This is a genomic window from Actinomycetota bacterium, from assembly GCA_040754375.1.
Classification (GTDB): Bacteria; Actinomycetota; Acidimicrobiia; order Acidimicrobiales; family AC-14; genus JBFMCT01.
Window position 1 is genome coordinate 24,542 of record JBFMCT010000013.1, and the last position, 26,848, is coordinate 51,389.

General features: G+C 72.1%; 25 protein-coding genes. 15 read left to right on the top strand and 10 right to left on the bottom strand.

Features of this window, described 5'->3' with window-relative positions:
• Nucleotides 1-23: 23 nt before the first annotated feature.
• Together AB1673_07700 and AB1673_07705 are read right to left on the bottom strand one after the other, a co-directional pair.
• The gene (locus AB1673_07700; protein ID MEW6153857.1) at nt 24-839 is read right to left on the bottom strand and encodes a class I SAM-dependent methyltransferase; all 816 of its coding nucleotides are present in this window, start codon (nt 837-839) and stop codon (nt 24-26) included.
• 20 nt (nt 840-859) lie between these two features.
• Nucleotides 860-1,498, bottom strand: coding sequence for an FmdE family protein (locus tag AB1673_07705; GenBank protein ID MEW6153858.1), 639 nt, complete (start codon nt 1,496-1,498; stop codon nt 860-862).
• A gap of 102 nt (nt 1,499-1,600) precedes the next feature.
• Here AB1673_07705 and AB1673_07710 point away from each other — a divergent pair, with 102 nt between their 5' ends.
• From AB1673_07710 to AB1673_07745, 8 genes are all read left to right on the top strand, one after another.
• Nucleotides 1,601-2,515: a LysR family transcriptional regulator gene (locus AB1673_07710; GenBank protein MEW6153859.1), complete on the top strand. Its 915-nt coding sequence runs from the start codon at nt 1,601-1,603 to the stop codon at nt 2,513-2,515.
• A 110-nt stretch (nt 2,516-2,625) separates the two neighbouring features.
• Nucleotides 2,626-4,068: a vanadium-dependent haloperoxidase gene (locus AB1673_07715; protein ID MEW6153860.1), complete on the top strand. Its 1,443-nt coding sequence runs from the start codon at nt 2,626-2,628 to the stop codon at nt 4,066-4,068.
• Between the two features lie 66 nt (nt 4,069-4,134).
• Nucleotides 4,135-5,658 (top strand): L,D-transpeptidase family protein, encoded by a 1,524-nt coding sequence (locus AB1673_07720; protein ID MEW6153861.1) that lies wholly within the window; start codon nt 4,135-4,137, stop codon nt 5,656-5,658.
• Nucleotides 5,659-5,721: 63 nt separating this feature from the next.
• Nucleotides 5,722-6,534, top strand: a complete 813-nt coding sequence (locus AB1673_07725) for an alpha/beta hydrolase (protein ID MEW6153862.1) — start codon at nt 5,722-5,724, stop codon at nt 6,532-6,534.
• A gap of 37 nt (nt 6,535-6,571) precedes the next feature.
• Nucleotides 6,572-7,693, top strand: coding sequence for a peptidoglycan DD-metalloendopeptidase family protein (locus AB1673_07730; GenBank protein MEW6153863.1), 1,122 nt, complete (start codon nt 6,572-6,574; stop codon nt 7,691-7,693).
• 27 nt (nt 7,694-7,720) lie between these two features.
• Nucleotides 7,721-8,248, top strand: a complete 528-nt coding sequence (locus AB1673_07735; protein MEW6153864.1) for a rhodanese-like domain-containing protein — start codon at nt 7,721-7,723, stop codon at nt 8,246-8,248.
• Between the two features lie 16 nt (nt 8,249-8,264).
• Nucleotides 8,265-9,668, top strand: coding sequence for an MBL fold metallo-hydrolase (locus AB1673_07740; protein MEW6153865.1), 1,404 nt, complete (start codon nt 8,265-8,267; stop codon nt 9,666-9,668).
• Nucleotides 9,669-9,693: 25 nt separating this feature from the next.
• Nucleotides 9,694-10,506, top strand: a complete 813-nt coding sequence (locus AB1673_07745) for a sulfite exporter TauE/SafE family protein (protein ID MEW6153866.1) — start codon at nt 9,694-9,696, stop codon at nt 10,504-10,506.
• 15 nt (nt 10,507-10,521) lie between these two features.
• On the opposite strand, the gene AB1673_07750 is transcribed toward AB1673_07745, so the two are convergent.
• From AB1673_07750 to AB1673_07765, 4 genes are all read right to left on the bottom strand, one after another.
• Entirely contained in the window at nt 10,522-11,193 is a 672-nt protein-coding gene (locus AB1673_07750; GenBank protein ID MEW6153867.1) for an alternative oxidase, read from the bottom strand.
• A 121-nt stretch (nt 11,194-11,314) separates the two neighbouring features.
• On the bottom strand, nt 11,315-11,959 hold the full coding sequence (locus tag AB1673_07755; protein ID MEW6153868.1) for an arsenate reductase ArsC: 645 nt from the start codon (nt 11,957-11,959) through the stop codon (nt 11,315-11,317).
• Nucleotides 11,960-11,975: 16 nt separating this feature from the next.
• Entirely contained in the window at nt 11,976-12,683 is a 708-nt protein-coding gene (locus AB1673_07760; GenBank protein ID MEW6153869.1) for an aquaporin, read from the bottom strand.
• 31 nt (nt 12,684-12,714) lie between these two features.
• Nucleotides 12,715-13,221 carry an ArsI/CadI family heavy metal resistance metalloenzyme gene (locus tag AB1673_07765; GenBank protein MEW6153870.1) on the bottom strand — a complete coding sequence of 169 codons (507 nt, stop codon included), beginning with the start codon at nt 13,219-13,221 and terminating at the stop codon, nt 12,715-12,717.
• 80 nt (nt 13,222-13,301) lie between these two features.
• On the opposite strand from AB1673_07765, the gene AB1673_07770 reads away from it, so the two are divergent.
• The 5 genes from AB1673_07770 to AB1673_07790 all read left to right on the top strand — a co-directional run bounded on the left by AB1673_07770 (nt 13,302) and on the right by AB1673_07790 (nt 18,216).
• Nucleotides 13,302-13,667: a metalloregulator ArsR/SmtB family transcription factor gene (locus AB1673_07770; GenBank protein ID MEW6153871.1), complete on the top strand. Its 366-nt coding sequence runs from the start codon at nt 13,302-13,304 to the stop codon at nt 13,665-13,667.
• 31 nt (nt 13,668-13,698) lie between these two features.
• Nucleotides 13,699-15,387 (top strand): FAD-dependent oxidoreductase, encoded by a 1,689-nt coding sequence (locus tag AB1673_07775; protein MEW6153872.1) that lies wholly within the window; start codon nt 13,699-13,701, stop codon nt 15,385-15,387.
• Entirely contained in the window at nt 15,384-16,844 is a 1,461-nt protein-coding gene (locus AB1673_07780) for an ATP-binding protein (protein ID MEW6153873.1), read from the top strand. The genes AB1673_07775 and AB1673_07780 overlap by 4 nt, the downstream gene beginning before the upstream one ends.
• Before the next feature lie 298 nt (nt 16,845-17,142).
• The gene (locus AB1673_07785; GenBank protein ID MEW6153874.1) at nt 17,143-17,319 is read left to right on the top strand and encodes a hypothetical protein; all 177 of its coding nucleotides are present in this window, start codon (nt 17,143-17,145) and stop codon (nt 17,317-17,319) included.
• A 525-nt stretch (nt 17,320-17,844) separates the two neighbouring features.
• Complete coding sequence (locus tag AB1673_07790; GenBank protein MEW6153875.1) at nt 17,845-18,216, top strand: hypothetical protein; 372 nt, start codon at nt 17,845-17,847, stop codon at nt 18,214-18,216.
• 790 nt (nt 18,217-19,006) lie between these two features.
• On the opposite strand, the gene AB1673_07795 is transcribed toward AB1673_07790, so the two are convergent.
• Nucleotides 19,007-19,198 carry a hypothetical protein gene (locus AB1673_07795; protein MEW6153876.1) on the bottom strand — a complete coding sequence of 64 codons (192 nt, stop codon included), beginning with the start codon at nt 19,196-19,198 and terminating at the stop codon, nt 19,007-19,009.
• A gap of 108 nt (nt 19,199-19,306) precedes the next feature.
• Here AB1673_07795 and lon point away from each other — a divergent pair, with 108 nt between their 5' ends.
• A complete protein-coding gene (gene lon / locus AB1673_07800) occupies nt 19,307-21,661 on the top strand; it encodes an endopeptidase La (protein MEW6153877.1) in 2,355 nt (784 codons plus the stop codon).
• Between the two features lie 123 nt (nt 21,662-21,784).
• Here the strand turns inward: lon and AB1673_07805 are convergent, their stop codons facing one another.
• Nucleotides 21,785-22,891 (bottom strand): L,D-transpeptidase family protein, encoded by a 1,107-nt coding sequence (locus AB1673_07805; protein ID MEW6153878.1) that lies wholly within the window; start codon nt 22,889-22,891, stop codon nt 21,785-21,787.
• 56 nt (nt 22,892-22,947) lie between these two features.
• Nucleotides 22,948-24,579, bottom strand: coding sequence for a murein biosynthesis integral membrane protein MurJ (gene murJ / locus AB1673_07810; GenBank protein MEW6153879.1), 1,632 nt, complete (start codon nt 24,577-24,579; stop codon nt 22,948-22,950).
• A gap of 173 nt (nt 24,580-24,752) precedes the next feature.
• Between murJ and AB1673_07815 the strand changes: the two genes are divergently transcribed.
• Nucleotides 24,753-25,208, top strand: coding sequence for an ATP-binding protein (locus tag AB1673_07815; GenBank protein MEW6153880.1), 456 nt, complete (start codon nt 24,753-24,755; stop codon nt 25,206-25,208).
• Here AB1673_07815 and AB1673_07820 read toward each other — a convergent pair.
• Nucleotides 25,153-26,739, bottom strand: coding sequence for an ATP-binding protein (locus tag AB1673_07820; GenBank protein ID MEW6153881.1), 1,587 nt, complete (start codon nt 26,737-26,739; stop codon nt 25,153-25,155). The genes AB1673_07815 and AB1673_07820 overlap by 56 nt on opposite strands.
• Between the last annotated feature and the right edge of the window lie 109 nt (nt 26,740-26,848).

Here is a 26,848-nt window from a genome sequence, read left to right on the forward strand (position 1 = left end):
CCTCGGGCCGGGGCCAGCCGGGGCTAGCCGGCTCCCGCCTGGCCGGGCCACCAGATGGTCACGGAACGGCGCAGCGGGCGCTCGTAGTCGGTGGGCAGGATGGCGTCGATCTCGGCGTCGCGCTCGGGGCCCACGCACAGCCGCCGGCGGGCGAAGGCGATGGCGTCGTCGCGGCTCCGGTAGGACGGGGCCAGTTGGCGCTCCCACTGCTCCCACTGAACGTCGAGGCCCATCTCTTCCAGCACGGCCACAGCGTCGAGGGCCGTCGGGCCGGCCGGGCGGTCGATGCCGTGCAGGGCCTTCCACAGGGGGTTGAGGTTGGACGCCGGGTGGTCCATGGTGATCTCGGCCACCACGCGGCGGCGAGCGTGCTCGGTGAGGGCCTGGGCGAACGCCACCAGGTCGGGCACGTTGTAGAAGACGTTGTGGCACACGACCAAGTCGGCTGCCCCGACCTCGGAGGCGATATCGGGCCAGCGCCCGAGCACGGTCTCGAACTCGACCCCTTCCCGGCGGGCGGCGTCGGCAAAGGCGGCCAGCAGTTCCTCGCTGGCGTCGGCGGCCGTCACGCGGCTGGCGGGCGGCACCAGGGGCAGGCTGGCCCGGCCCCCACCCGCGCCCACGTCGAGAACGGTCCCACCGCCCTCGACGGCCTCAAGGGCCCGCTGGCGCGAGGGCGTCACCATCGGACGTTCGAAGGCCGATCGCTCGGGTGTCCAGGCGAAGACCTCGGGTGGGAACCGCCACGGCGGCCCCTCCGGGGCGGCTTCGACGATCTCCGCAGGTATGGCCCAACCGGCCAGTGCGTCGGCCCAGCGGGTCGCGGCGGCTCCGCTCATGACGTCGGTCACCGGACTGGTCACTGACCGGGACGGCGGGTCGGGGCGGCTACCGGCTCGTCGCCGGCCATGGCCGCGTCGAAGCACGGCGGGCACAGCTCGCGGCCGGCGATGCGGCGGATGCGGGTCTCCATGGTCCCCTCGCCGCACTGGGCGCACACGACGCTGGCGTGGATGCGGGCCCGCTGGGGAGCGGGGCCGGCCACGGGCTGGACCTCGAACAGCGAGTCGGGGTCGAGCTCGAGGACCCGCTTGGACTCGGACTGGTGAAGCTCGCGGAAGCGGGCCTTCTCCTCGTCGGTGGCCATGTTGGCCCGTACCTTGGCGGACAGCGCCTGGTGTTCGGGGTTGCGGGCCCAGGCGTCGGGCCGGCCCACGATGCGGATGGCCTTGCCGTCGGACCGGCGATAGAAGCTGTAGGCGTTCTTGCCCCAGTCGCGGTGCTGGAGGTTGCCCTTGCCGAACGTGCAGCCGGTGAGGAACTGGATGCCGTCGACCCCGCACATGTCGGTCTCCACCACGGCCACCACCTCTTCGTCCTTGGCGTGGGGCCCGATCTCCCGCAGGGCGATCTGGGCGGCCTGGATGCCCATGGCCAGCCCGGGGCACATGTGCCCGTGGAAGTCCACCACCCGGTCCAGCAGTTGCTCGTCGATCACGGTCCCCTCCCTCGCGCGGCAGATCCGCCTTCCGGGGGAATATAACGACTTGGCGCCTATGCTCGCCTGAACTATACCGAATCGTTATACTAGGGGCGCTAGATGGACCTTCGGCAGATCGAGTACTTCGTGGTGGTGGCCCGCCAGCGCAACTTCTCGCGCGCCGCCCAGGTCCTGGGGGTGGCTCAGCCCGCTCTGTCCCAGCAGGTGAAGCGGCTGGAGGACGAGCTGGGCGTCAAACTGCTGGACCGCTCCACCCGGCCCGTCACCCTCACCGACGCAGGTGAGGCCTTCCAGGCCCGGGCCGAGCGGGTCCTGGCCGAGGCTCGCATGGCGCGCGAGCACATGCGGGAGTTCGCGGGTATCGGCCGGGGCCGGCTGGTGGTGGGCGCCCTGCCCGCCCTGGCCTCGTTGTGGCTGCCGGCTGCGCTGGGGGACTTCTACCGGGCCCACCCGCGCGTCGAGATCTCGGTGCGGGAGGAGAACACCGAAGAGCTGGCCCGCCTCCTGGGCACGGGGCAGCTCGACCTCGCCCTGCTCCACGCCGTGCCGGGCATGGCGTCGGGCGGCCCGAACCTCCAGGGCCTGGTCATGGAGCGGTTGTTCGACGAGGAACTTGTGGTGATCGCCAGCACCGGCCACCCGCTGGCCGGCCGCCGGTCGGTCCGCCTGGCCGAGCTGCGCAACGAGCCGTTCGTGTTGCTGGCCCGGGGTTCGGGCCTGGCCCACACCGTGCTGGGTGCGGCCGGGGCGGAGGGCTTCACCCCCCAGGTGGCGGCCGAGGCAACCAGCATGCCCACCCTCCGGGCGCTGGTGGCCGCCGGGCTGGGCGTGTCGGTCGTCCCCCGCCTGCCGGCCAGCGCGCCGGGCCCGGCCGTGGCCGTGCTTCCCCTGCGCCCGGCCCTGCCCAGCCACTCGACGGCGGTGGCCTGGCGAGGCGGCCTGCGCCCCTCGGCCACCACCGAGGCCCTGCTGGGCTACGTCCGCGGCCACGCCCAGGGTCTCCTGTCGCGCTGACGCACCGGCGAGAGGCGAGGCGGGTGATAGCGCCAGCGTTACGCGGGGCAACGGGACGTTTACGGGGCGATCGCTACGGTGACCTCAAGCTACCGATGAGGGGGGCCGGCATGACCCGTAGGAGCATTCGGACGGCGGCGCTGTTCGTGGCGTTGGGGCTGGTCGCGGCCTCGTGCTCGGCCGACGAGGAGGCCTCGGCGGGCGGCCAGGCCGAGCCCACGGCGGGCGCCTGGCGGACGTGGGTGCTCACCAGCCCCGACGAGATCGCCGTGCCCCCGCCCCCGGCCGAGGGCTCGGCCGCCGAGGAGGCCGAGGACGCCGAGCTGCGGGACATGGCCGACGGGCGAACGACCGAGATCGTCGACCAGGTGCGCAAGTGGGCCTCGCTGGGCCAGCCCGTAAGCACGCCCTGGGTGGAGATGAACCTCGAGTTCATCTCGGCCCGCGCCAAGGACCCGCCTCTGGCGTCGCGGGGTTACGCGCTGGTGAGCACGGCCGTCTACGACGCGGTGGTCGCCACCTGGCACTACAAGTACCTCTACGACCGTGAGGCCCCCAGCGTGGTCGACCATGTCGTGCCGCCTGGGCCCGACCCGTCCTACCCGAGCGAGCACGCGGCCATCGCCGGGGCGGCGTCGACCGTGCTGGCCTACCTGTTCCCCGAACGGCCCAAGCTCCGCCTCGACGAGCTGGCCGACCAAGCGGCCGAGTCGCGCCTGTACGCGGGCGTGAACCGCCGCTCCGACGTGGAGGCTGGTCTTGAACTGGGCCGGCAGGTGGCCGAGAAGGTGATCGCCTACGCCCAGGCCGACAGGGCGGAGGACCCCTGCAACGCTCGCCGGCCCGGGCCTGCGGGCCGCTACTGGGACCCCCCGCCGGGCAGCGTGGCCAACCCTGTCCAGCCGTGCGCCGGCCAGTGGAAGCCTTGGGTCCTGACGTCGGGCGACCAGTTCCGCCCGGGGCCGCCCCCGGTCCTCGGTTCGCCCGAGTTCCGGGCCCAGGCCGAGGAGATCGTGGCCGTGAAGGCGGCCCTCACCGACGAGCAGAAGCGCATCGCCACGTTCTGGGCGGGCGGCGAGGGAACGCCCCTGCCACCCGGGGTGTGGATCAACGTGGTGCTCGCCTACCTGCGTGACCGCCAGCCCACCGAGCCCCAAGCGGAACGTGTTCTTGCCATGGTCAACGTGGCCCAGTCCGACGCCGGCATCGCCGCCTGGGACACCAAGTACACCTACTGGGACCCCAGGCCCGAGAACGGCGTCCGCGACATCGGGCTCGACCCGTCGTGGTCGCCTTACATCGAGACGCCCTTCTTCCCGTCCTACATCTCAGGGCATGCCACCTACTCGGCCGCCGCGGCCGAGGTGCTGGCCCACCTCTTCCCCTCCGACGCGGCCGAGTTCCACCGCAAGGCCGAGGAGGCTTCGAACTCGAGGCTGTGGGGCGGCATCCACTGGCGGCTCGACAACGAGGTCGGAATGGACGTCGGGCGCCAGGTCGGGGCGCTGGTCGTGCAGAGGGCGACCACCGACGGGGCACCCCCGATGCGTTGAACGAGCCGTAACCCGATCGCGCTCGACTGATCACGCAGCCGTCATGTCCGAGGGTAGTGGCACTGGATGGACGGACGTCTCATGCTCCGCAGCCGCGCCCGGCGGATGGTGGTGGGGGCGGTCGCGGTGCTGGTCGTAGCCGGGTTGACCGGCCCCGCGTCCATCGCCTCCGCCCAACTCCAGGCCCCGGAGGCCGACACCGTGGAGCTCAACACGGTCTCGGCCTTCGGGGCGGCCGGCCAGCACGGGCCTGCTGCCGGGTTCCCGTTCGCCCTGCCGGTGATCGGCATGGCCGCCACCCCTTCGGGCGAGGGCTACTGGCTGGTGGCCGCCGACGGCGGCATCTTCACCTACGGCGACGCCGGCTTTTTCGGGTCCCGGGGCGGCCAGCCCCTCGTGCAACCCATCGTCGGGATGGCCGCCACCCCGTCGGGCGAGGGCTACTGGCTGGTGGCCGCCGACGGCGGCGTCTTCACCTACGGCGACGCCGGGTTCTTCGGGTCCCGGGGCGGCCAGCCTTTGCTCCAGCCCATCGTCGGCATGGCCGCCACCCCGTCGGGCGAGGGCTACTGGCTGGTGGCCGCCGACGGCGGCATCTTCACCTACGGCGACGCCGGGTTCTTCGGGTCCCGGGGGGGCCAGGTCCTGGCCGAGCCGGTCGTAGGCATGGCCGCCGCCGGATCAGGCGACGGCTACTGGCTGGTGGCGTCGGACGGGGGCGTGTTCACCTACGGCGACGCCGAGTTCGTGGGTTCACACGGGGGGCGCCGGCTCGACGACCCGGTGGTGGCCATGGCCGCCAGCGACGACGGCGACGGCTACTGGCTGGTCGACCGGGGCGGGGAGATCTACCCCTTCGGTGTGCCCGACCTGGGGTCGGCGGCGGCACGCGACGCCGAGGAGCGGGCCGCCACCGTGGCCATCGCCGCCCACCCGGGGGGCGACGGTTACTGGTTGGCCCACGGTGGTACCCAGGTGGCCGAGGTCGACGACCGGGGACCGCACGTGGAGGCCCTACAGCAGCGCCTGCAGTCGTTGGGGTACTGGGTTGGTCCGGTCGACGGCGTCTACGGACGGCTCACCCGCCAGGCGGTGTACGCCTTCCAGAAGGCGAACGGCCTGGAGGTCGACGGGCGGGTAGGTGCGGGCACGGCCGCGGCTCTCGATCTGGCCGGGCGTCCCCAGCCCCGCAGCAGCAGCGGCGACCTGGTGGAGATCGACAAGACCAACCAGGTCCTGTTGGTGGTGCGCGACGGCGCCGTGCTGTGGGCGTTCAATACCTCGACGGGCACCGAGCAGCCCTACACCTACGAAGGCCAGACCTACGTCGCCGACACCCCACCGGGCCGATGGGACGTCTACCGCAGTGCCGACGGGGTCGAGGTCTCCCACCTCGGGAGGCTGTACCGGCCGATCTATTTCCATCACGACGGCATCGCCGTCCATGGGTACTCGTCGGTCCCGCCCGAGCCCGTCTCCCACGGCTGCGTCCGGGTGACCAACGCGGCCATGGACTTCATCTGGGACCAGAACTTCATGCCCATCGGCTCGCCGGTCTGGGTCTACGGCACGTCACCCGGTACCCCTTGAACGGCCGTTGACAGCCGGGCCCGGGCCCCGGGAGGATGGGGCGGCCGACGGGGAGGGCGCGCCATGGCTGACACCAGGGAGGTTGCCGACCGCTTCCACGTCAGATCGGCCGACGGCACGGCCATCGCCGTGTGGGCCGAGGGGTCGGGGCCCCCGCTGGTCTTGGTCCACGGCGCACTGAACGACCACACCAGCGACGCCCGGTTCGTAGCCGCACTGGCTGACAGGGTCACGACCTTCGCCATCGACCGGCGGGGCCGGGGCGGCAGTGGTGACGGCCAGGCTTACGCCATCGAGCGGGAGTTCGAGGACGTGGCCGCGGTGGTGGACGCAGTGTCCGGGCCCACGGGTCGGCCCGTGGCCGTGTGGGGCCATTCGTTCGGGGCCGACTGCGCCATGGGCGGGGCCGCTCTGACCTCCCGGGTGAGCCACCTGGTCCTCTACGAGCCGGGCCTGGGGTGCGAGATCGCCGACGAGGCCATCGAAGCCGTCGAGGCCGCGTTGGCGGCCGGCGACCGGGAGGGCGCGCTGGTGGCCACGCTGGCGAGGATCGTGGAGCTGACCGAGGACGAGATCGCCTTCGTGCGGGCCAGCCCCGGTTGGGACGCCCGCCTGGCGGCCGTGCCCGTGGTGCCCCGCGAGATCCGGGCCGAGAGGGACTGGGCGTACCGTCCGGGGCAGTTCGACACCATCACCGCCCAGGCGCTGGTCCTGGACGGGACGGCCAGTCCGGCAGCCCAGAGGGCAGCCACCAAGCAGGCGGCCCAGGCCGTGCCCGGGGCCAAGCTCCACCAGCTCGAGGGCCACTCCCACATCGCCCACCGCACCCACCCGGCGGCCGTGGCCGATCTCGTGGTCGGCTTCGTCCTGTCGTGACCGCGCCCGTGCGGGGCCGGCCCCTAACCTTCCGGGGGTGAGAGAGGCCAGGGCCGGGCGACGGCGACCGACGGCGATGGCCGTGGCTGCGCTGGTGGCCGCGCTGGTGGCCGTGTTGGCGGGGCCTGCGGGGCCAGCCGCCAGTGCGTCCGCGGAAGACGACCTGCGGGCCGCCCGCCAGCGGGCCAACCAGGTGGCCGCCGACCTGTCGGCCGCCGAGGAGGCGCTGGCCCGCTCCGAGGACACGGTCGCCCACCTCCAGCAGCGCCTGGCCCGCACCGAGGCCCGGGCCGCCCAGGCCCACGGCCGGGTGCGGGAGCTGGCCGTGCGCCTCTACGTGGAGGGGATCTCGGGCGTGACCCGCCTCCTGCGCATGAGCGAGGCCAACGAGCTGGTGCTGGCCCAGGGGTACAGCGACGTGATCGCGGGGGCGTCCACCGACGCCCTGCGCCAGTTCCGAGCCGACCGGGCCGTGATGGTCGAAGAGCAGGCTGTCCTGGCCCGGGAGATGGGCCACCAGGAGGCCGCCGCCGAGCAGTTGCGCCGCCAGAACCAGGCGGCCATCGCCGAGATCGACCGGCTGGCCGAGGTGGCGGCCCGCGCCCAGGCCGCCCGGGAGGCCGAGGCCCGGCAAGCGGCGGCTCGCCAGGCGGCCGCCTCACCGACGGGCGGGGCAGGCCCCGCCGCAGGGGCAGGGGCTTCTCCCGCCGGCACAGCCGCACCCTCCCCGGTCGCGGCCGCCAGCCCGGCGGTGGCCGCCGTCCCGGCGGGCGGAGGCTGGGTGTGCCCCGTGCAGGGCCCGCTGGCATTCAGCAACGACTACGGCGCGCCCCGGGGCGGCGGCTACAGCCACATGGGCAACGACATCCTCGCCCCCCGGGGCACGCCCGTGGTGGCCCACGTCGGGGGAGTCGTCACGCACCGCGACGGGGCCGTGAGCGGTCTCGCCTACTTCCTGGCAGGCGACGACGGCAACCGCTACTTCGGGGCCCACCTCGACTCCTTCGGGGCCAGCGGTCGGGTGTCAGCGGGCACGGTGATCGGCACGGCGGGCAACACGGGAGATGCCGCCGGCGGCCCTCCCCACCTCCACTTCGAGATGCACCCGGGCGGGACGGGCAACGTGAACCCCTACCCGATGCTGGTGCAGTACTGCTAATGCCTCGGCGGCTGGCAGGATGGCGGGATGCTCGTCTCAGAACTGGTGGCTCGCGGCGGCGCGGTCCAGGTGGTCGACGTGCGCTGGCCCAACGAGTGGGAGGCGGGCCACATCGAGGGCTCGGTCCACATGCCCCTCGACGACATCGAGGAGCGCTACCGCGAGCTCGACCGGGGCCGGCCGGTGGTGACTGTGTGCCGCTCGGGCAACCGGTCGGCCACGGCCGCCCGCCACCTCGAGGCCGAGGGCTTCGGGGCCGAAAGCCTCGAGGGCGGGCTGGAGGCCTGGGTGGCCGAAGGCCGGGCACTGGTGGCAGCCGACGGCTCGCAGGGGTCGGTGGTCGACGCCCAGCCCCCGGCCGACGACCGTCCCGCCGAGCACCAGAGGCTCGAGGCCGAGCTGCTCAGTGTCCTGTTCGCCGTGCAGGCCCACTTCGGCGACCGGGAGCCGTCGGACGAGGAGGTGCGGGGGTTCCTGCGCCAGCGCCTGATCGACGAGGGCCGGAGCGAGGCGGAGGCCGACCGGTTCATGGCCTCCCTCGACGGGCCGGGCTGATCCGAGGCAGCCGGCCGTGTTCTTCAAGCAGTTCCACCATCCCGGCCTGGGCCACGCCAGCTACCTCGTGGGCGCCGAGAGCACGGGCGAGGCACTTGTCTTCGATCCCCGGCGCGACGTGAGCCCCTACTTCGACGTGGCCCGCGACCAGGGCCTGCGGGTCGCCTTCGCCCTCGACTCCCACGGCCACAACGACTACCTGTCGGGCCTCACCGAGGTCGGCCAGCGGGCCGAAGTGGAGAAGTGGGGCTCGTCGGCCGCCGAGCTGGGGTACGACCACCGGCCCTTGCGCGACGGCCAGCAGATCGAGATGGGTGAGGTCGGCCTCGAGGTGTTGCACACGCCCGGCCACACCCCCGAGCACATCTCGCTGCTCGTCTACGACCGCGACGTGTCCGCCGACGAACCGGCCCTTCTGCTCTCGGGCGGGGCCCTGCTGGTCGGCGACCTCGCCCGGCCCGACCTGCTGGGCGGCCACGACCAGGCGGTCGAGGCAGCCAAGGTCTTCTGCCACACCATCCAGTCCAAGATCCTGCAGCTGCCCGACCACGTCGAGGTGTTCCCGACCCACGTGGCCGGCTCGCTGTGCGGGGGCAACATCGGCAGCCGCCTGTCGACCACGGTCGGCTACGAACGGCGGACCAACGCCATCCTTTCCCAGGTCTCCTCCAAGGGTGAGTTCGTCGAGCAGTGCCTGCGCCTCGACAACCTGCCGGCCGTGCCGCCCTACTGGAGGCGGATGCGCAGCCAGAACATGGCCGGGGTCTCCCCCCTGGGTGCCCTGGGCGAGCCCCCGGCGCTTACCCCGGCCCGCTTGGGGCAGATGGCGGCCGACGGGGTGGTCGTGCTCGACACCCGGTCGGCGGAGGCCTTCGCCGGCGGCCACGTGCGCGGTGCCCTCAACGTCGGGCTGGGCTCGGCCTTCGCCACGTGGGCGGGCACGGTTATCGACGACGGCGACGAGGTGGTGCTGGTGCTGTCGTCCCCGTCGGAGCTGTGGACGGCGGTCTGGGAGCTACTGCGCATCGGTTACGACCTCCCGCTCGGGTGGTTGTCGGGGGGTATGCAGGCGTGGCGGACCTCGGCCTACGACGTGGCCCGCCTGCCCCAGATGACCGTGCACGAGCTGCAGGCGGGCTTGGCGGCCGGCGACGTCGACCTGCTCGATGTCCGCCAGCCCGCCGAGTGGGCCGCCGGCCACGTGGAGGGGGCGATGTTCGTGACCGGAGCCGAGCTGCCTCGCCGCCTCGACGAGGTGGCCGGCGGCAGCCGCCCGCTGGCGGTTACCTGCGGGTCGGGCTACCGGTCGTCGGTGGCCGCCAGCCTGCTGGCCCGCGACGGCCGCCGCCCGGTGCTCAACACCATCGGTGGGATGAGCGCGTGGTCGGCTGCCGGCCTCCCGACGGTGAAGGACGGCTGACGGCCACCGGCTTGCGGGCCCACGGGTGAAGGCCCTCTTCGTATCCCCCCTCGGGCTGCTGATCGGCCTGTCCCTGGGGGCCCTGGGTGGCGGCGGCTCCATCCTGGCTGTCCCCGTGCTCGTCTACGCCGCCGGCCAGCCCGTGCGGGCCGCGACCACCACCAGCCTGCTGGTCGTGGGGGTGGCCGCGGTGGCCAGCGTGGTCGGCCACTGGCGAGCCGGGCGGGTGATGGCCGGCCCCGGCACGGTGGTCGGCCTGGCCGGCGTCGGCGGCTCGTTCGCCGGGTCGGCCCTGAACCGCGGCCTCGACCCCGACGTGCTGCTGCTGGCCTTCTCCGCCCTGGTCCTGGTGGCTGCTTGGCGGATGGTCACGGGGTGCCCGTCGTGCACCCGCGCCGGCGAACGCCAGGCCCTGGCCCTGGCCACCCCCGGGGAGCGTTCGGTGGGCGGGTTGCGCCTCGACGGGCCCACGGTGGCCAAGGTGCTCGCTGTGGGGACCGTGGTCGGGTTCTTCACTGGGCTGTTCGGAGTGGGCGGGGGGTTCATCATCGTGCCCGCGCTGACGCTCGTAATGGGCTTCACCATGCCGGTGGCCATCGGAACGTCCATCCTGGTCGTCGCCATCAACTCCGCCCTGGCCCTGGTCGCCCGGTTGGGCGACCAGGGGGTGGACTGGGCGGTGGCCGGCCCGTTCACGGTGGCCGCCGTGGCCGGGGCCCTGGCCGGGTCACGGGTGGCCGACCGCCTGCCCGCCCGGCTGCTGGTGCGGGCTTTCGCCACCCTGCTGGTGCTCGTCGCCGCCTACACGGCGGCCCGCGCCCTGGCCGACCTGCTCTGAACCCCGTCTAGTGCCTCAGCCCAGGCGGGGGGAGGTGAGCGCGGCCAGGCTCTCCAGCTTGTGGTGGCGTTCGTCGAGACCGACCTGGCGGAAGAAGTCGGCCATGGACGCGAAGTACCCGTAGTCGGGGGCGAACTGGCTCACGAACGCCATGTCCTCCAGTTCGGGGCACTCGGCCACGAACTGCATGTACTCGTGCTCGGCGTGGTCCTCGAACTCGGCGTTGAGCCGGTAGCTCCACGCTGGTTTGACCACGAATAGCACCACCGACACCTGGTAGACGAGCATGGCCAGCACTTGTGGTACGACCCGGTACCACAGGATGCTCTCTCGCACCTTTGACCGCCGGATCTGCTCCTCGATGATCAACAGGTGCCACTGCTCATTGTCCTGCTGGTGACGGCTCTCCTCCACCCGGCGGAACACCCGCCGGGCACGCTGGGGCCACGGGTGCGTGTGGGTCAGGGCGATGTAGCCCACTCTCTCCCACGCCTGGTAGGGCACCCGAGCCACGACCTCGAGCACCCGGAACTTCGAGAGGCTGCGGCGCCGCCCGTAGAAGAGGTCGAGAGAGGCGAAAAGGGCTCGCGAAAGGAGGCTGTAATGAAGCCGAGGAGACGTGAGCGTCTCTTCCTGGGCCAGTCGGAGAACGGCCGCAGGATCGTCGTTGTATGCAGTGAGGGCCATGCCGTCAACATACTGGCCCGGGGTTACGGCACCATTGGCCCCGCATGGCCAGCAAATGAACAACGCCTCACGCCTCCCTTCGTAGGCGTGGCCGGCGGACCGGGGGCGGCCCGGTAGGCCCTCAGGCGGTCGGTACCCCGAGGCTGGTGAGCAGGTCGCGGACCCGGCGGCCGATCTCGTCGCGAACGGGGCGGACGGCCTCGACGGTCTTGCCGAAGGGGTCGTCGAGCACCCAGTCCTCGTAGCGCTTGCCCGGGAACAAGGGGCAGGCGTCCCCGCAGCCCATGGTCACGACGACGTCGGCCGCCTGGACGATCTCGGTGGTCCAGGGCTTGGGGAACTCAGAGGAGATGTCGATGCCGACCTCGGCCATGGCCGCCACGGCCGCCGGGTTGACCTCGGCCCCGGCCTCGGACCCGCCCGACCAGGCCACGGCCCGTTCGCCGGCCAGGTGGTTGAACCACCCGAGGGCCATCTGCGAACGCCCGGCGTTGTGCACGCACAGGAACAGGACGACGGGCACGCCGCCCACGGCCCGGCCCTCGACCCGGGCCAGCGCGGCCAGGCGCTGGCGGGCGAAGCGTTCGGCCAGCAGGGGAAGGAAGTTGGCCACCGTGGCCCGGGTGGCGAACTGGTCGTAGCTGGTTGTGAGGAACATCTCGATGGTCTCGGGCCCGAACGTCCCGCCGAACTCGTCGGCCAGCCGTAGGGCGGCGCTGTGCAGCAGGGCCCTCTGCTCGAGGGGGACCTCGTCGGTATTGGTCACTGGTTTCTCCTTTCGATCAGTCGCCCGGGCGGGGCAGGACGGTGTCGGCGGCCAGCTCGGCGGGCGCAGGGTGCAGGTAGGCCACGGTGGCCACGGCCAGTGCCGCGCCCACGAGTTGGGCGGTCACGAAGGCCGGCACCGAGCCCGGGCTGATGCCTGCGAACGTGTCCGACAGGGCCCGGGCGACGGTGACCGCCGGGTTGGCGAAGCTGGTGGAGGACGTGAAGAAGTAGGCCCCCCCGATGTAGGCGCCGACGGCGAACGGGGCGACCGAGGCCCGGCCCGAGCGGACCACCCCGAAGATGACCAGCAACAGGCCGAAGGTGGCCACGATCTCGCTGGTCCACAGGGCGGGCGAGGAGCGGTCGGTGGTGGCCATGGTGACGGGGCCCACCGAGAACATCACGTTGGCCACGACTGCGCCGGCTGCCCCCCCGGCCACCTGGGCGGCCACGTAGGCCGCCGCCTCCCGGTTGGACATGGCCCCCAGGGCGCGGTTGGCCAGGGTGACCACCGGGTTGAGGTGGGCGCCCGAGACGGGCCCGACAGCCAGGATGATGGCGACCAGGGCGGCAGCGGTGGCTGCCGCGTTCTGCAGGAGTTGCAGCCCGGTGTCGCCCGGGGACAGCCGCGAAGCGGCGATCCCCGAGCCGACGACGGCCATGACCAGCAGGCCCGTTCCCAGGGCCTCGGCCGTGGCCCGGCGGGGCAGGTCGGTGCTCAAGCGGCCCTGCCCCGCGGCTGGGGCCAACCGATCAGCAGCACGCCGAGGTACCGGCCTTGACCGTGGTCGTGCCGTCCTCGGCCGTGACCGTCTCGGCGCAGCACACGGCCCCGGTCTCAGGGTCGACGGTGCGCAGGGAACCACCGGGCATCTCCACGTCCTCGAGGACCGTGTAGATCTCCCACGGCTCGCCCGAAGGGCCGTCGACCCACACCTTGTCCTGGCGGGCGTAACAACAGGCCACACCCTCTTCGGTGGCCGTGGCCAGGCCCTCGCCGGCCAGGCGGGCTTGGGCCGCGCCCACGAGCTCGCTCGAGCCCACCTCAACGCCGAGATGGTTGATCGTTCCCCCCTTGCCGGGCTGCTCGAACAGCACGAGCTTCAGCGGCGGCTGGGCGATGGCGAAGTTGGCGTAGCCCGCTCGGCGCTTGGCCGGTGCCGTGGCGAACAGCTTGGAGTAGAAGTCGACGGCCGTGTCGATGTCCTCGACGTTGAGGGCGAGCTGCACCCTCGAACCCTCCAGCTTCCCTTGGTCCATGCTGGGCCCTCCTTGATAGATAGACTGTCTTCGATCAGTAGTAGATCCTATCCATCGATGAATGTCAATAGGTGATGCCAGTGGACGGAGCGGTGGTGCCTTCGAGGCCGGGGCGGCGGCCGGTGGCGGTGATCGCCGACGAGTGCTGCCCGGCCGGGCTGACCTCGCCGCTAGCCGAGGCCGAGGCCGAGGCACTGGCCCGTGACTTCTCGGCCCTGGGCGACCCGGTGCGGCTCCGCCTGCTGAGCATGCTGGCCTCGGCTCCTGCCGGGGAGGCGTGCGTGTGCGAGCTGGTCGAACCGCTGGACCGTTCCCAACCCACGGTGTCGCACCACCTCAAGGTCCTGGCCGACGCCGGCCTGATCACCGGGGAGAAGCGGGGCCGGTGGGTCTGGTACCGGCCCGTCCCCGAGCGCTTCGCCGACCTGCGCCGCTTCCTGGCCTGATCGCGGGAGCACCCGGGCGCCGGGTGGGAGAATGCCGCCCGTGGCCCCCCCTGTGCTGCTCACGATCGACGACGACCCGGGCGTGTCCCGGGCAGTGGCCCGGGACCTGCGCCAGCGCTACGGCGAGCGCTTCCGCGTAAGGAGGGCCGAGAGCCCGGCCTCGGCCCTCGACGCCCTCCACGAGCTCAGGGCGCGCGACGACCGCGTCGCGCTGCTCCTAGCCGACCAGCGCATGCCCGACATGACGGGCGTCGAGCTGCTCGACGAGGCCCGGGCCATCTTCCCGACGGCCCGCCGGGTGCTGCTCACGGCCTACGCCGACACCGACGCGGCGATCGCCGCCATCAACGACGTGAAGGTCGACTACTACCTGCTCAAGCCGTGGGACCCGCCCGAGGAGAAGCTCTACCCCGTGCTCGACGACCTGCTGGAGGACTGGGCCGCTCAGCACCCGCCGCCGTTCGAGGGCGTGCGGGTGGTGGGCCACCGCTGGTCGGCCCGGTCCCACGCGGTGAAGGACTTCCTGGCTCGCAACCTCGTCCCGTTCCAGTGGCTGGACGCCGAACGCGACCCCGGCGCGGCCCGCCTCCTGGGCGGCAACGGGCCCGGGGACGGGGCCGGGGACGGGGCCGGTCGGGACCGGCTCCCGCTCGTGCTCCCGCCCGGCGGCCAGGCGCTCCACTCGCCGTCGATCGGCGAGCTGGCGGCTGCCCTGGGCCTGTCCAGCGCGCCGGGCCTGCCCTTCTACGACTTGGTGGTGGTGGGGGCCGGCCCTGCGGGCCTGGGGGCGGCCGTGTACGGCGCGTCGGAGGGCCTGCGCACCCTGCTGATCGAGCGTGACGCGGTGGGCGGACAGGCGGGCCAGAGCTCGCGCATCGAGAACTACCTGGGGTTCCCCTCGGGGTTGTCAGGCGCCGACCTCACCCGGCGGGCGGCCACCCAGGCTCGGCGGTTCGGGGCCGAGATGCTGCTGGTGGCCGAGGCCGTGGGGGTGGAGCGGTGCGGGGCTGGGCGGGTCGTCCGCCTGGCCAGCGGGGACGACGTCGCCGCTCACACGGTCCTGCTCACGGGAGGCGTGTCCTACACCCGCCTGGAGCCGGTCGACGAGTTCGCGGGCCGGGGCGTGTACTACGGGGCGGCGACGACCGAGGGGATGAGCTGTAAGGACGACGACGTGTTCGTGGTCGGAGGCGCCAACTCGGCTGGCCAGGCGGCCGTCTACTTCGCCCGCTGGGCCCGCCACGTGACCCTGCTGGTGAGGGGTGACGACCTCGGGAAGTCGATGTCGCACTACCTCATCGCCCAGATCTCCGAACTGGAGAACGTGTCGGTGAGGACAGGGGTGGAGGTCGTGGGGGCATCGGGCGAGGGCCACCTCGAGCGCCTCCTGCTCCGGGACCGGGTCACGGGCGACCAGCAGGAGATCGACGCGTCGTGGCTGTTCGTCTTCATCGGCGCCGCCCCCCGCACCGAGTGGCTGGGCGAGGACGTGCGCCGTGACAGCCGGGGGTTCGTCCTCACCGGCCCCGATGTGCTGGTGGATGGGCGCCCGCCGCCGGGCTGGGACCTCGACCGCCAGCCTTACTACCTGGAGTCGAGTGTTCCCGGGGTGTTCGCCGCGGGTGACATGCGCCACGAGTCGGTCAAGCGGGTGGCCTCGGCGGTGGGGGAGGGGGCCATGGCCGTGACCCTGGTCCACCGGTACCTGGAGCACCTGTGACCGACGGCTCGGGCGGAGGCGGGGCGGGCGGGGCCGCGGGCGGAGCCGCCGAGGCCGGGATCATCGACGAGATCCGGACCTGCTTTCTGTTCGACGCCCTCGACGAGGGCCAACTGGCCCACCTGGCCGGGCTGGGCCGAACCACCGAGTACGCCGAAGGCTCGTTCGTCTACCGCGAGGGCGAACCGGCCACCTGCTTCTTCGTGCTCCTCTCGGGCGAGGTGCAGTTGCTCAAGCGGGTCGGTCCCGACGACGTGGTGATCCTGGCCAGCGACCACCGGGGGGCCTACGCCGGGGCGACGCGGGCGTTCGTGCCGTCGATGGGCGACCAGGCCTACTCCAACAGCATGCGGGCCGTCCGGGAGTCGCGGTTCTTCGAGCTGGGGGCCGACGACTTCGCCGACGCCCTGCGGCGCTGGTTCCCGATGGCCACCCACCTGCTCGACGGCCTGTTCCTGGGTCTCACCAACATCGAGGCCATCACCGGCCAGCGCGAGAAGCTGTTCGCCCTGGGCAAGCTGTCGGCCGGCATGGCCCACGAGCTCAACAACCCGGCGTCGGCGCTTGTGCGGGCATCGCAGTCCCTGCGCCGGCGCCTGGCCGAGTCCCAGGGCGCGGTGTCCCACCTCGTGGGCCGGGTCGACCCCGAAGCCTTCGCCCAGGTGGTCGCACTGTGGGAGGAGGCGGCCGCCAGCGCCCGGGCGGCCGGGCCCCTGAGCCCCCTGGAGGCCGGCGACGCCGAGGACGAACTGGGGGAGTGGCTGGACGAGAACGGTGTCGAGGGGCCGTGGGAGCTGGCCCCCGTGCTGGCCAACGCCGGCATCGGCACCGACTGGCTGGCGAGGATGGCCGAGGTGACGGGCGAGAAGCTGGGGCCGGCCCTGCGCTGGGTGGTGGCCCGGGTCGAGGTCAACTCGCTGGTCGACGAGGTCGAGGACTCGGCCCAACGGGTCTCGGCGCTGGTGGCGTCGGTGAAGGAGTACACCCACATGGACCGCGCCCCCCACGCCGAGACCGACGTGCACGACGGGCTGGAGAGCACGCTGGTGATGCTGGGCCACAAGCTGCGGGGCGGCGTCGAGGTGGTGCGCGACTACGACCGCTCGCTCCCCGAGGTGTTGGCCTATGGCAGCGAGCTCAACCAGGTGTGGACCAACCTGATCGACAACGCGGTGGACGCCATGGACGGCCACGGCACCCTCACCATCCGCACGGCCCGCGACGGCGACCACCTGCTGGTGGAGGTGCGCGACACCGGGCCGGGGATCGCCCCCGAGCACCAGCGGCGGGTCTTCGAGCCCTTCTTCACCACCAAGGAGGTGGGCAAGGGGACCGGCCTCGGCCTCGACATCGCCTACCGGGTGGTCGTCCAGCGCCACCACGGCGACCTGCGGCTGCGGTCCGAGCCCGGCGACACCCGCTTCGAGGTACGCCTCCCTCTCGACGGCCCCACCTGACCGCAACGGCCGGCCGCCGGACGGGCTGTCGCTCCGTCGGAGGGGCGCCCGTGCCGGCACACGAGAAGCGGACGCGGCGGGACCGGCGGTTCTCCGGGCCCGGCGGTGCGCAGCAGAGGAGACGGGCCCCGATGCGAACGACCCGACGGCACGGAGCCCCGGCCTCCCGGGCCGACCCGGCCCCGGGCCAGGCGGGGGCCAGGTGGTGGGGGCCGATATCCACTTCCTTGGTTCATACTTCTAGGGGTCTGCCATGCGAACGTTTCTAACGGCCTGCGGTGGGGTCCTCCTGGTTGGCGTGATCCTGATGCTCGCCGGGCTCGAGTTCACTGTCTGGGGACGAGGAACTGATGCCGATGAGCCGATAGCTCACTTCGCCATGCTGGGCAAGTGGTCTCGCTGGATCGGCGTGTCCATATCACTGGTGGCTGGAGCTGGGCTTCTGCTTGGGCTGCTGATCCGGGCGCTGAGCTGACCCGCCAAGCAGCGGATCGCCTGCACGCGGTTGAGCCCGGCGTACCGGCTGAAGGCGACGGACAGCGCCCACGGCGATGTCCCGGCGACAGGCCGGGACGTAATGGCGGTCAAGGGCGTCCTTAGGCCGCCGGTCGCCTAGCCCTGACGGTCCGGGCCATGCCGCACACTTGAACACGGAGCCCGCCAGGGCTTCGTGGGCCTTGACCACCTTCGGCCACGACCACGCCGACCGCCTGGTCGGGGCCTCGCCTAGCCTGGGGCCCATCGCCTACGACGACCACGGCAACACCACCGCGCTGGGGGCGGCCGCCCTGTCCTTCGACGGGGCCGGCCGTCACGTGGCCACCACCGAGGGCACGGCCACCGTCACCTATGCCCGCGACGCCACCGGTCGGGTGGTGGCCCGCACCGACGCCTCGGGCACCGTGCGCTACGCCCACCGGGGCCCGGGCGACAGCCCCTCGGCCGTACTCGACGGCCAGGACGTGCCCGTCGAGGCCACCGTGGCCCTGGCCGGGGGCCGGTGCTCACCCGCCGCTTGGTGGTCACACCCCCCCTGGCCCTCACCGACGTGTGGAGCTACCCCGACGTGGGGGGCCACACGGCGGCCACCGCCACCTACGCCGGGTCGCTCTTGGGCCTGCACGTTCCGGTGGGCACCACCAAGCACGCCTACACCCCCGACGGCACCGGCCCCCCGCCCGACAACTCCGACGGGGACTACGACTACGGCTGGCTGGGCTCCCACCAGCGCCCCACCGACCACGGCCTGCCCACCACCGTCGTTCAGATGGGCGCCCGCCCTACGTCCCCGCCCTCGGCCGCTTCCTGTCCGTCGACTCCGTGGAGGGTGGATCGTGCAACAGCTACGACTACGTCTGCGGCGACCCGGTGAACGGCTTGGACCTGACGGGGACGCACTGTTCGTGGCGCCACCCCCACCACTGCGCCGGCGCCGCCGTCCGGGCGGTCGTGGACTACGCCACCGCCGGGGACCTCAAGCGCCAGGACCGCGAGAGCTACGAGTGCAACTGCATGGCCGAGAACACTAACCCGATCGCCCAGGCACACCAGGCATATGTCGACCGAGGCTATGCCGATGACACACTACGGGTGGTAGCTGCCGCCTCAGCGGTCCTCCTTGCGCCGGCCGGCGTTCCCGCCGCCTCGGTGCTTGTGGCCGTCCTCGCATCGACGGCGGGCAACTTTGCCGACTCTGATTGCTCAAGAACGGGGATAGGTGCAGGCGCGGTCGCGTCAGCGTTAGCAAGTGCGGCCGCCGAAGGCGTCGCAGCGAATACCACTGGTGGACTTGCAGGCTGGGCTCGTCGCGTATCCTTAGGGAGCTCGGTCGCGACATCTATAGCGCCCTGTGTGCCCTGATGAAGGACGCGTGTCGGCATTGTGGGCGAGTCGGCGTTCATGCCTGGGATTGCAGGTACACGATCACCGCCGTACAAGGGTTCGTCGGAGTGGGCGTCGCCGTCCTTATCCTAGGGTGGGTTCTCGGAGCGCAGAATCTCAACTACCCGGCCCTCGTGCTCTGGATCACCCTCACCGGCAGCTGGGTGTCAGCCGCCCTTCTCAGGCGCAGGAGATCAAGATGGGAATGACACCCTGCGCCGCCTGGCGCTTAATCGCAGAGTTCGAGCGGAACCGCAAGGCGAACCTTTACGAGCTCTTGGTTAGGTCTGCAGCTCCAGTGGGCGTAGGCGGCGGGCGTCGACCAGGTTGATCTCGCGGCCGTTGTCGAAGTTGACGCGATAGCGCAGCCACGACAGGCCTGACTGGCCCACGATCGTGCCCGGGGTGCCGGCCGGCACACCTCGGAGTGTGTCGTCGGCCGCCTCGACCCGGTCCTTGACGCGTAGAGCCATCTGGACAGTGTGCCTCGCCGGCGGCGGGTACGGGGCGGCTGCGACCGGGAATCGCGTACCGGTGCCCGGCGTTGTCGGTGTGTACCGCTTACCGGACGTGAGGAACACATGCCTGACCTGAAGACGCAGACGCTGCCCCTGCTGCCACTGGCGACCGGCGTGGTGCTCCCGGGCATGGTCGTCACCATCGCCCTGGAGAGCCCCGAGGCCCGGGCCGCGGTGGGGGCCTCGGACGGCTCCGAGGGCCGCATCGTGATGGTCCCCCGCATCGACGACCGGTTCGCCCGGGTGGGCACGATCGCCAAGATCGAGGACCGGGGCGACCTGCCCAACGGCACCAAGGTCGTGGTCGTGCGGGGCATCGAGCGGGGTGTCATCGGCGTGGGCGTCCCCGGGCTGTCGGCCGGGCCGGCCACGTGGGTCGAAGTCGAGCCCGTCCGCCCCGGGCCGGCCAGCCAGCGGGCCTCCGACCTGGCCCGGGAGTACCGCGCCGTGGTCGAGAACATCCTCGACGAGCGGGGCGCGGGCCACATGTCCGAGCTGTTCCGAGGCATCAACGAACCCGGGGCCATGGCCGACACGGCCGGCTACTCGCCCGACCTGACCCTCGAGCAGAAGGTCGAGCTGCTGGAGACCGTCGACGTCGAGGAGCGCCTGGAGAAGGTGCTGGCCTGGGCCAACGGCGTGCTGGCCGATCTCGCCCTCAAGGCCCGGATCCACCAGGACGTGACCGAGGGCATGGAGAAGACCCAGCGGGAGTTCCTGCTGCGCCAGCAGATGGCCGCCATCCGCAAGGAGCTGGGTGAAGGCGACGACGGTGAGGGGGCGGTCGAGGAGTACCGCCGCCGGCTCTCCGAGTCGGGCGCGCCCGACGACGTGAGGGCGTCGGTCGAGCGGGAGATCGGGCGGCTCGAGCGCACCAGCGAGCAGAGCCCCGAGCACGGCTGGATCAGGACGTGGCTCGACACCGTCTTGGAGGTGCCGTGGGGCGAACGGTCCGAGGACCGGCTCGACGTGGCCGAGGCCCGTACCGTGCTCGACGCCGACCACACCGGCCTGGAGGACGTCAAGGACCGGATCGTGGAGTACCTGGCCGTTCGCAAGCTGCGGGCCGACCGCGGCCTGCCGGCGGTCAGCGGACGGGGCTCAGGGGCGATCGTGGCCCTGGTGGGCCCGCCCGGGGTGGGCAAGACCTCGCTGGGCGAATCGGTGGCCCGCGCCCTGGGCCGCAAGTTCGTCCGGGTCGCCCTCGGAGGCGTGCGGGACGAGGCCGAGGTGAGGGGCCACCGGCGCACCTACGTCGGCGCCCAGCCCGGTCGGGTCGTCCGGGCGTTGCAGGAGGCGGGCACCATGAACCCCGTGTTCCTGCTCGACGAGGTCGACAAGCTGGGTTCGGACTGGAGGGGCGACCCCTCCTCGGCCTTGCTGGAGGTCCTCGACCCGGCCCAGAACCACACGTTCCGCGACCACTACCTCGAAGTCGACCTCGACCTGTCCGAGGTGCTGTTCATCGCCACCGCCAACGTGGTCGAGACCATCCCCGGCCCTTTGCTGGACCGCATGGAGGTCATCGCCCTCGACGGCTACACCGAGGACGAGAAGGTGGCCATCGCCCGCGACCACCTGATGGCCCGCCAGCTCGAACGCAACGGCTTGGGGGCCGAGGAGTGCGTGGTCTCCGACGACGCCTTCCGGCGCATCACGGCCGACTACACCCGAGAGGCCGGGGTGCGCAACCTCGAACGGGAGCTGGGCAAGCTCCTGCGTAAGGTGGCCACCAAGGTGGCTTCCGGCGACGAGGCCGTGCCGGTGACCGTGGGGGCCGACGACGTGGCCGCTTACCTGGGCCGCCCCCGCCACTTCTTCGAGGCGGCCGAGCGCACGGCCGTCCCGGGCGTGGCCACCGGCCTGGCGGTCACGGGCGTGGGCGGCGACGTGCTGTTCATCGAGGCCACCGGCCTGCCTGGGGGCGAGGGCCCTCGCCTGGTGTTGACCGGCCAGCTGGGGGAGGTCATGAAGGAGTCGGCCGAGATCGCCCTGTCGTGGGTGCGCTCCCGGTCGGCCGACCTGGGCGCGGGGGACGGCCCGTCACGCTTCCACCTTCACGTGCCCGCGGGCGCGGTGCCCAAGGACGGCCCTTCGGCGGGCGTGACGATGACCACTGCACTGGCCAGCCTGGTCACGGGCCGGCCCGTGCGCCCCACGGTGGGCATGACCGGTGAGGTCACCCTCCAGGGCCGGGTGCTGGCTATCGGCGGCGTCAAGCAGAAGGTGCTGGCCGCCCACCGGTCCGGCCTGCGCGAGGTCATCCTGCCCAGTCGCAACGGGGCTGACCTCGACGACGTGCCCGAGGCCGTCCGGGCCCAGATGACCTTCCACCTCGTCGACGACGTCCGCCAGGTCCTCGACATCGCCCTCGAGCCGGCTCTCGCCGGCTCGAGGGAGCAACCGGCAGCCGCCTGACACGTCGCCGGTCGCGCTCGGCCACCGCCGCGTGGGCACCGATGAAGAAGCCGGTGGGTCGAAGCGCTGGTGAACTCCACGTGCTCCGCACGGCAGCTGGGCATCTGCGTCTATTCGACAGGTTCAGAACTGCACGGCGGCGGCCTGCTCGGCGGTGGCGGTGACCGGGTTGTCGGTGCGGGCCTGGGCCTGGCCGGCGTGCACGATGACCACCGGGGTGCCTACGGAGACCATCTCGAACAGCTCGAGCTCGTCCTCGGCCAGCATGCGCACGCAGCCGTGGGAGGCGTTGTACCCGATCGAGGCCCGGTCGGGTGTGCCGTGGATGAGGATCAAGGGGGCGTCGAGCTGGAGGGCGTGGGTGCCCAGGGGGTTGTTGGGACCGGGGCCGATGCGAGCCGGCATGCCCCGGGCCCAGGCGCTGCCGGGGTTGTACCAGGTGGGGTTGACGATCTTGTCCACGATGCGCCAATGGCCGGCCGGGGTCTCGTGCCCGGGCTTGCCGGTGGCCACCGGCCAGTCCCTCACGATCGTGCCGTTGCGGTAGAGGTAGAGGCGGTTCTCCCCGGTCCTCACCAGGATGGCCTGGTGGCCCCGGTCGTCGGCCGAGGGCTCCACCCTGCGGGTCACGAGCCGCAACGACTCGTCGCCCGGCAGCAGCCCGTCGAGCACGGCTCGGCGGGACCGTTCCACGTCGAGCTCCACCCCGGGCCTGGCCCCCACCGTGCGCAGCCAGCCCGACGAGGAGTCGAGCTCGACCTCGGTGGGGTCGACCCGCACCTGGCCGGCCACGGCCTCGAGGGCGGCATCGAGCACCTCGTGCTGCCAGGTGGGCCGGGCCTCGACGAGCACCGGCGAGGGTGCGGCCGCCCGTCGCCAGACCCTGGTCAACAGGCTGCCGCCGGTGCCTTCAGCCGCCTTGGCCACGGCCGCGACAACGTCGACGCGCAGCCCGAGGTCCCACGCGGTGGTGGTCACCTCGGTCCCGCCCGCCACCAGGCGCAGGGGGCGGCGCAGGGGGTCCTCCAGCTCGGCCCTCACCCGGTCGGCGGCCTGCTCGATGGACATGCCGCCCACTTCCACGCCCCCGATGACTGTCGAAGGCGGCAGGTGGCCCTGGTGGCGCCGGTCGTAGTTGGTGGCCCAGGCCGCCGCCACCCCCGACGTGCCCACCAGCGAGATGGCCACGGCCACGGCCACGACGGCCCAGCGACGGCCTGTGGTCCTCACTTGGTGCTCACCTCACTGCCCTCCAGCTTGGGCCCGCCTCCGCCGTGACCATGGCGTCAGGGTAGCGAGGGTTCCCCGGGCGCGCCCTGGCCCCGGCGGGGGAGGAGCTGGCGGAACAAGGCCAGGTCCTCCACCCGCAGAGCCCTGGCCGCCATCAGGAAGGCCACCGCCCCCGAGGCCCCGCCGGCCAGGAGCTGCACCAGGGCGCGGGTGGTGCCCGGTCCAATGGCCGCGGCCACCAGCTCGACGACCACCACCATCACGGCCGCGGAGGCGAGAGAGGCAGCCGTCACCTTGGCCAGCTCCCGGGCCGTGTGGCGCCCCTCCAAGCCGCCGATACGCCTGGCCAGCAGCCACGCCGCCATGCCCGCAGCCACCACGTAGCACAGGGTGTGGGACAGGCCCAGGCCGGCCACCTCCATGAACGGGAAGAGGGCGAACGAGAAGGCGAGGTAGGCGCCGTTGCTGACCAGGTTGCAGTACAGCGGGGTCCGGGCGTCCTGGCGGGCGTAGAAGGCCCGTACGAGGAGCAGGAAGACCGAGAACGGGAGCATCCCCAGGGCCAGCATGTCGAGGACCGAGGCCACCAGCCGGCTGCTCTCGGGCTGCATCACGCCCCGTTCGAGCATGGTCTGGATCAAGGGCCGCGACAGGACCACGAAGGCGGCCGTGGCCGGGACCATGATGAGCGCCATCGCCCGGATCCCACCCGCCGTCCGGGCCCGGAACCCGTCGTCGTCACCGTCGACGGCCTGGGCCGACAAGGTGGGGACCAGGGCGGTCATGATCGAGACGGCCGCGATCCCGTAGGGGAGCTGGAAGAAGGCGAAGGCGGTGAAGTAGGCCGTGGGGCCGCCCTGCACGCCGTTGGCCAGCACCAGGGCGATGGCGAAGGCGACCTGGTTGCTGACGACGTAGCCGAAGGTCCAGGCCGAGAGGCGGCCCAGCTTGCGCACGGCCGGGTGCCTGAAGGCCAGGACGGGCCGCAGGCGGCCAGGGAGCTGCCTGAGGAACGGCCAGTTGGCCAGGGCCATGGCCGCCACCCCGGCCGTCGTCCCCCCGGCCAGCAGCAGCTTCTGGCCGAGGTCGGCGTCGACGCTGGCCACCGTCGGGACGCCGCTGACCAGGGCCGCGAAGCCCAGGAACATGGCGATGACGACCATGTTGTTGAGGATGGGGACGAACATGGGCACGGCGAAGCGGCCGTGGGCGTTGAGCAAGCCGGCGGAGATGGCGGCGTAGCCGTAGAGCAGGATCTGGGGAGCGAAGACGCGCAGGAAGAAGGTGGCCAGTTCCTGCTGCTCGGCCGCTTCAGGGCCCGAAAGGCGCAGGGTGAAGAGACGGATGATCCACGGGGCGGCCACCACCGCCACCAATGTGAGGGCCGTCAGCACGGTGAGGGCGGTGGTCACGAGGGCGGACACAGCCTCCCAGGCCTTGTCCTTGTCCTTGGTCCGCAACTCCTCGACGACCACGGGGATGAACACCGAGGTGAGCACGCCTCCCAGCACCAGCTCGTAGATCACGTTGGGCATGGTGTTGGCGATGTTGTAGGTGTCGGCCAGCCGCGACTCGCTCACGCCCAGGGCGTAGGCAGCCGCTACCAGGCGGCCCAACCCGGTGACCCGCGACACGGTCGTCCCGACGGCCATCACGGCCGCCGAACGGCCGAGGCTGGGGGCGCTCACCGGCGGGACAGTACCGGCCCCTGCCCGGCCGGTTGAGGGCCCGGCGTGCCGGGTACCAACCAAAGGAGCCGAGAGACTGGCACGGGCCCAGCATGGAGCGACCACATCGGGGCCCGGCGGCCGCCGCCGAGGGGCGGGGCGAACGCCGGGCAGACAGGCGGGGAGGGAGCGGTATGCAGATCGCGCTTTCGCTGATGTTGCCGAGAGAAGAACAGACCATCTCGGTCTGCCGTCACATCATCCAGGGCGCCATGCGGGAGGTGGGCGTGGTAACCGACTGCATCGAGGACATTGCCGTCGCCCAGACCGAGGCATGCGCCAACGTGGTCAAGCACTCGGGGCCGGGCGACAGGTACGAGGTCAGGGTGACGATCGACGCCACCAAGTGCGTGATCCGGGTGGTCGACACCGGCCGGGGGTTCGACTGGCGGTCGCTGACCGATGGCGCCGGGGCGGATTCGTCGGCCGAGGAGGGCCGGGGCATCCTGCTCATGCAGGCCCTGGTCGACGACGTGCGCTTCGTCTCCAAGCCCGAGGCGGGCACGATCGTCCATCTCGAGAAGGGGCTCGTGTTCAACGAGGACGCCCCTCTGGGCCAAGCCGCCACCCGAGCAGGCCCGAGCGGGTGACGCCAAGCCGACGCTTACGGTGCGCCGACTTCGCGGACAACCCGGTGCTCGACATGGCCCGAACGGGTAGCCCGGCGCCCGACGTGGCGTCGAGGTTGCCGGCCAGCACGGGGGCGACGATTAGCTGGTACCTGCGGTTCCGAAGGGCGTTCTCGGCAATGACGATGTCGCGCAGCTCGGCGAACGTCCCGTAGGGAACGCCCATGGCGTCGGCTCCCCGCTGCACCCGATCGAGTTCCTCGGGTGTGAGAGGACCATCGGACGAGCACGCGCGAAGCGTCTCGTACACCGTCCCTCGGCAGATCATCGACATGCCGGGGAGCTCCATGAGGTCTTCGAGCGTGTCAGCGTCGTCGTAGGTCTTGATCAGCGCGATGACGCGGTCTGAACTGCCAGCCGCGGTGTGGTAGCCGATGAGCCACTCCCGCTGGCGGGCCGTGAGGTGGCCGTTCCCGCCGGCGCAGAGGAGGATCGCCTTCGCGTCCAAAGCGTTGTCCTCCTCGGTGATCTGCTCGTACAGCTCTCCGGGCGCTTCCCAGTTCTCCCAACCGATCCACTTCAGGGCGGTCAGCCGCCGTCGCTCGACGTCGACGTCCGCAGGCTCGGCGAGGGGGATGTCGGCGGACACGGTCGTCCCCCGTCCCGGTTCGCTGTCGATCACCAACTCACCCCCGAGGGCGGTGACACGGTCGGCGAGACCTTCAAGTCCTGAACCGGGAATTGCACTGGCGCCGCCCGAGCCGTCGTCGGACACCGCCATATGCAGGGCTCCGTCGGCGACGGTTGCCCGCACCGTCGCTTGGCGGGCCCCGGCGTGCTTATTGACGTTGGTGAGGGCCTCGGCGACGAGGTAGTAGGCGGCCACCTCGACCGGTTGTGGCAGTCGCTCCCGAACATCAAGGTGAAGCTCGACCGGGACGCCCGGCCGCTCGGCGAGGGTTTCCAGCGCACCCGCGAGGCCGGCCTCGTCGACGATCGCCGGGTGGATCCCCCGGGCCAGTTCACGGAGCTCGGTCAGCGCATCGTCGAGTTCTCTCGTCGCGTCGGCGATGAGCTCGGTCATGATCGCGTCCCCTGCGACCTCGCGGCTGGCCAGGCGGAGCATCAGGGCCAGTCCGACCAGACGCTGTTGGGCGCCGTCGTGGATGTTGCGTTCCACGCGCCGAAGCTCACGGTCACCTGCGTCGACGATTCGGGCCCGGGATGCCTGAACCTCGGCGAGCTGGGCCAGGAGCTGGGCCTTGAGCCGCTCGTTGTCGATGGCCAGCGACGCTGCCTCGGTGACCGCCTTGAGCCGGTCGGGGTCATCCAGCAGGGCGCGATCGTGGATCAGGCCGGCGACCGGCTTCCCGCCACGGGCAATGGGGGTGAACGCTCGGCCGTCGATTGCAGTGGTCGCAACCTCGCCGAGCTCGTCGATCCAGCCACCGGTCCCGACTCGGGAGTAGACGATGTCGAGCTCCTGGTCGCCAAGCGCCCGCCTGAGCGTGTCACGCACCGTTTCGCCGGCGCCACCTGCCCCGAGGCTCACGACGGGCGGCGCGGGTGGTAGGGGCTCGCCGGGACCCGGCCTGCGACCGTTCCGAGCGGCATGCAGCCATTCTGGCCGCTCGGACGTAGAACCGCATGGAGCCGGGGAC

What these genes read in the sequence shown, in the direction of transcription:
- AB1673_07735 (MEW6153864.1), top strand. Translation starts at nt 7,721, where the DNA reads ATGCTCGTCTCAGAACTGGTGGCTCGCGGCGGCGCGGTCCAGGTGGTC.
- AB1673_07795 (MEW6153876.1), bottom strand. Translation starts at nt 19,198, where the DNA reads ATGGCTCTACGCGTCAAGGACCGGGTCGAGGCGGCCGACGACACACTC.
- AB1673_07720 (MEW6153861.1), top strand. Translation starts at nt 4,135, where the DNA reads ATGGACGGACGTCTCATGCTCCGCAGCCGCGCCCGGCGGATGGTGGTG.
- AB1673_07715 (MEW6153860.1), top strand. Translation starts at nt 2,626, where the DNA reads ATGACCCGTAGGAGCATTCGGACGGCGGCGCTGTTCGTGGCGTTGGGG.
- AB1673_07815 (MEW6153880.1), top strand. Translation starts at nt 24,753, where the DNA reads ATGCAGATCGCGCTTTCGCTGATGTTGCCGAGAGAAGAACAGACCATC.
- AB1673_07700 (MEW6153857.1), bottom strand. Translation starts at nt 839, where the DNA reads ATGAGCGGAGCCGCCGCGACCCGCTGGGCCGACGCACTGGCCGGTTGG.
- AB1673_07775 (MEW6153872.1), top strand. Translation starts at nt 13,699, where the DNA reads ATGCCGCCCGTGGCCCCCCCTGTGCTGCTCACGATCGACGACGACCCG.
- AB1673_07725 (MEW6153862.1), top strand. Translation starts at nt 5,722, where the DNA reads ATGGCTGACACCAGGGAGGTTGCCGACCGCTTCCACGTCAGATCGGCC.
- AB1673_07765 (MEW6153870.1), bottom strand. Translation starts at nt 13,221, where the DNA reads ATGGACCAAGGGAAGCTGGAGGGTTCGAGGGTGCAGCTCGCCCTCAAC.
- lon (MEW6153877.1), top strand. Translation starts at nt 19,307, where the DNA reads ATGCCTGACCTGAAGACGCAGACGCTGCCCCTGCTGCCACTGGCGACC.
- AB1673_07710 (MEW6153859.1), top strand. Translation starts at nt 1,601, where the DNA reads ATGGACCTTCGGCAGATCGAGTACTTCGTGGTGGTGGCCCGCCAGCGC.
- AB1673_07750 (MEW6153867.1), bottom strand. Translation starts at nt 11,193, where the DNA reads ATGGCCCTCACTGCATACAACGACGATCCTGCGGCCGTTCTCCGACTG.